The 4,175-nt window shown below is 65.8% G+C and carries 3 protein-coding genes; 2 read left to right on the plus strand and 1 reads right to left on the minus strand.

The features are described 5' to 3' along the window. On the minus strand, nt 1–176 hold a 176-nt coding region (locus VN856_RS00765), incomplete at its 3' end, for a DUF3417 domain-containing protein (protein WP_325685225.1). 182 nt (nt 177–358) lie between these two features. Here VN856_RS00765 and VN856_RS00770 point away from each other — a divergent pair. After that, nucleotides 359–2,446, plus strand: a complete 2,088-nt coding sequence (locus VN856_RS00770; protein ID WP_325685223.1) for an alpha-1,4-glucan--maltose-1-phosphate maltosyltransferase — start codon at nt 359–361, stop codon at nt 2,444–2,446. Nucleotides 2,447–2,453: 7 nt separating this feature from the next. Continuing rightward, nucleotides 2,454–4,175: 1,4-alpha-glucan branching protein GlgB (glgB, locus tag VN856_RS00775; RefSeq protein WP_325685224.1), on the plus strand; the 1,722-nt coding region annotated here is incomplete at its 3' end.

The following is a 4,175-nucleotide window of genomic DNA, read 5'->3' on the forward strand; positions in this document are numbered from 1 at the left end:
CCCAGCAGGGCAACCGGATCCCGACCGCACTGATTCCACAGCGAGGGATCGATCGCCTCGAACAGGTCCTGCGTGGGTTTGTCCCATGACCATCGCAGGTTGATCGACAGCTCTTCGAGCGCCGCCAGGCGTTCCGGGAGATGGGCACGGACCGTGAACCGACGCAGGGCTTTCACGCGTCACTACCTTACTGACGCCGGGGCAGGTTTCGCCTCCCGAACAACTCGCGCCACCCGGCCTCAGGTGTGGCTCGACACTACGGTGGGTATGGGGCGCTGAGATGTTCTCGAAGACGTGCAGGTGGCGGAGTCGACGGCGCCCAGGACGACAATCGACTAGCGACTCAGAAGGAGCAGCAGTGCCCGGTCGTGTCGAGATCGATGACGTCGCGCCCGTCGTGTCATGCGGCGCGTACCCGGCAAAGGCCGTCGTCGACGAGGTGATCCCGGTCCGCGCGTCGGTGTGGCGGGAGGGCCACGACGCGGTGGCGGCGACGCTCGTGGTGCGTTACCTGGGGACGCGCTATCCGGAAGTGGGTGAAACCCGCCGGCTCAAGGCGGTGCAGGCTCCCGCGCTGGCCGAACCCGCCGCCGAGCCGGTCGTGAAGGTCAAGCCGCTGCATGTCCCGATGGCTGCCGACGACCTCGAGCCTTTCGTCTTCCACGGCGTGTTCACGCCCGACCGCGTCGGGCTGTGGACGTACCGGGTCGACGGCTGGGGCGACCCGATTCACACCTGGCGGCACGCCGTCGAAGCCAAGCTGGACGCCGGCCAAGGCGAAAGCGAACTGTCCAACGACCTGCTGGTCGGGGCACAGCTGCTGAAACGCGCCGCCACCGGGGTTCCGCGTAGCAGCCGCGAGCCGTTGCTGGCCGCCGCGAAGGCGCTGGAAGCACCCGGCGATCCGGTGTCGCGCGCCGCGCCGGCGCTGAGCGCCGACATCGATGAACTGCTGACCCAATTTCCGCTGCGTGAGCTGGTCACCCGCGGCGAGCAGTACGGGGTGTGGGTGGACCGGCCGCTGGCCCGCTTCGGAGCTTGGTACGAATTGTTCCCCCGATCGACCGGCGGTTGGGACGCCGACGGCGATCCTGTGCATGGCACCTTCGCGACCGCAGCCGCGGCGCTGCCGCGGATCGCGCAGATGGGCTTCGACGTCGTGTACCTGCCGCCGATCCACCCGATCGGCAAGGTTCACCGCAAGGGCCGCAACAACACCGCGACGGCGGCGCCCGGTGACGTCGGATCGCCGTGGGCGATCGGCAGCGACGAGGGTGGCCACGATGCGGTGCATCCGCAGCTGGGCACGATCGCCGACTTCGACAAGTTCGTCGACGCGGTTGAGGACCTGGGCATGGAGGTGGCCCTGGACCTGGCTCTGCAATGCGCGCCCGATCACCCGTGGGCCAAGCACCACCGGGAATGGTTCACCGAATTGCCGGACGGCACGATCGCCTACGCGGAAAACCCGCCGAAGAAATACCAGGACATCTACCCGATCAACTTCGACAATGATCCGGCCGGCCTCTACGACGAAGTGCTGCGCGTGGTGCGATACTGGATGGACCACGGGGTCAAGGTCTTTCGCGTCGACAACCCGCACACCAAGCCGCCCAACTTCTGGGCCTGGTTGATCGCTCAGGCCAAAGCCGCCGATCCCGATGTGCTGTTTCTGTCCGAGGCGTTCACCCCGCCGGCCCGCCAGTACGGGCTCGCCAAGCTGGGATTCACGCAGTCGTACACCTACTTCACTTGGCGCACATCCAAATGGGACCTCACCGAGTTCGGCCAGCAGATACCGGAAATCGCGGACTACCGACGCCCCAACCTGTTCGTCAACACCCCCGACATCTTGCATGCGAGTTTGCAGCACAACGGGCCGGGCATGTTCGCAATACGTGCGGTGCTGGCGGCGACCATGAGCCCCGCCTGGGGGGTCTATTCCGGCTTCGAGTTGTTCGAGGGTCACGCCGTCGCCGAGGGCAGCGAGGAATATCTCGACTCGGAGAAGTACGAGTTGCGGCCACGCGACTTCGCCGGCGCGCTGGCGGCCGGACGCTCGCTGGAGCCATTCATTGCGCGGCTGAATAGCATTCGTCGACTACACCCAGCGCTGCAACAACTGCGCAACATCACGTTCCATACCATCGACAACGACGCGTTGCTGGCGTACAGCAAGTTCGACCCGATCACCGGTGACTGCGTGCTGGTCGTTGTGACGCTCAACGCGTTCGGGCCAGAACAAGCCACATTGTGGTTGGACATGCCCGCATTGGGTATGGAACACCATGAACGGTTCTGGGTACGAGACGAGATCACCGGCGAGGAATACCAATGGGGAGCGGCCAACTACATTCGCATCGATCCTGGTCACGCCGTCGCCCACGTCATCAACATGCCGCTCATACCGTCCGAAGCACGAATCCCGCTGCTGCGCCGGAGGTAACGCCGCGATGAAGTCCACCGAACAAGTCGCCAGAGCCCGTTTGGCCCCGGAGCCCAGTGACCTGGCCCGCCTGGTTGCCGGCGAGCATCACAACCCGCACGGCATCCTGGGCGCCCACGAGTACGGCGACCACACTGTCATCCGGACCTTCCGGCCGCACGCGACCAGCGTCGTCGCGTTGGTCGGCGCTGACCGGTTCCCGTTGCAGCACATCGACTCCGGCTTGTTCGCGGCGGCACTGCCGTTCGTCAACCTCATTGATTACCGCCTCGAAGTGGTCTACGACGGCGGCGGCCCGCAGACGGTCGCCGACGCCTACCGCTTCCTGCCGACCCTGGGTGAAGTCGACCTGCATCTGTTCAACGAGGGACGCCACGAACGGCTGTGGGAGGTCCTTGGCGCGCATCCCCGTTCGTTCACCACCGCCGACGGCGTGGTCGACGGGGTGTCGTTCGCGGTGTGGGCGCCCAACGCCAAGGGCGTCAGCCTGATCGCCGAATTCAACGGCTGGAACGGCAACGAGGCACCGATGCGGGTGCTCGGCTCATCGGGTGTCTGGGAGTTGTTCTGGCCCGGTTTCGCCCATGACGGCTTGTACAAGTTCCGGGTGCACGGTGCCGACGGCTCGGTCACCGACCGTGCCGACCCGATGGCATTCGCCACCGAGGTGCCGCCGCACACCGCGTCGCGGGTGAACGTGAGCGACTACCGGTGGGACGACGACGCCTGGATGGCGGCACGCGCCAAGCGCAATGCCGTGTTCGAGCCGATGAGCACCTACGAAGTCCACCTGGGCTCGTGGCGACCGGGCCTGTCGTACCTCGATCTCGCTCGTGAGTTGACGGATTATGTTCTGGCTCATGGGTTTACCCATGTCGAACTGCTGCCCGTCGCCGAGCACCCGTTCGGCGGCTCGTGGGGATATCAGGTGACGTCCTACTACGCGCCGTCGTCCCGATTCGGCACGCCCGATGAGTTGCGCGCGCTCATCGACGCACTGCACCAGGCCGGCATCGGCGTCATCGTGGACTGGGTTCCCGCCCACTTCCCCAAGGACGCGTGGGCGCTCGGCCGGTTCGACGGCACACCACTCTACGAGCATTCCGACCCGCGCCGCGGTGAGCAACTCGATTGGGGCACTTACGTCTTCGACTTCGGCCGTGCCGAGGTGCGCAATTTCTTGGTGGCCAACGCGCTGTACTGGCTCGAGCAGTACCACATCGACGGACTGCGGGTGGACGCCGTCGCGTCGATGCTCTACCTCGACTACTCACGCCCCGAAGGCGGCTGGACACCGAACATCCACGGCGGCCGGGAGAACCTGGAAGCCGTGCAGTTCCTGCAGGAGATGAACGCCACGGCCCACAAGGCGGCGCCCGGGATCGTCACGATCGCCGAGGAGTCGACCTCGTGGCCGGGCGTCACCAGGCCGACGACCGTTGGCGGCCTGGGCTTCTCGATGAAGTGGAACATGGGCTGGATGCACGACACGCTCGACTACATCAGTCGCGACCCGGTGTACCGCAGTTATCACCACCACGCGATCACCTTCTCGATGCTCTATGCGTTCAGCGAGAACTTCGTGCTACCGATCAGCCACGACGAGGTCGTGCACGGCAAGGGCACACTGTGGGGCCGGATGCCGGGCAACGACCACGTGAAGGCGGCCGGGCTGCGCAGCCTGCTGGCCTACCAGTGGGCGCACCCAGGCAAGCAGTTGCTGTTCATG

It is taken from the genome of Mycobacterium sp. (assembly GCF_035603715.1).
Lineage (GTDB): Bacteria > Actinomycetota > Actinomycetes > Mycobacteriales > Mycobacteriaceae > Mycobacterium.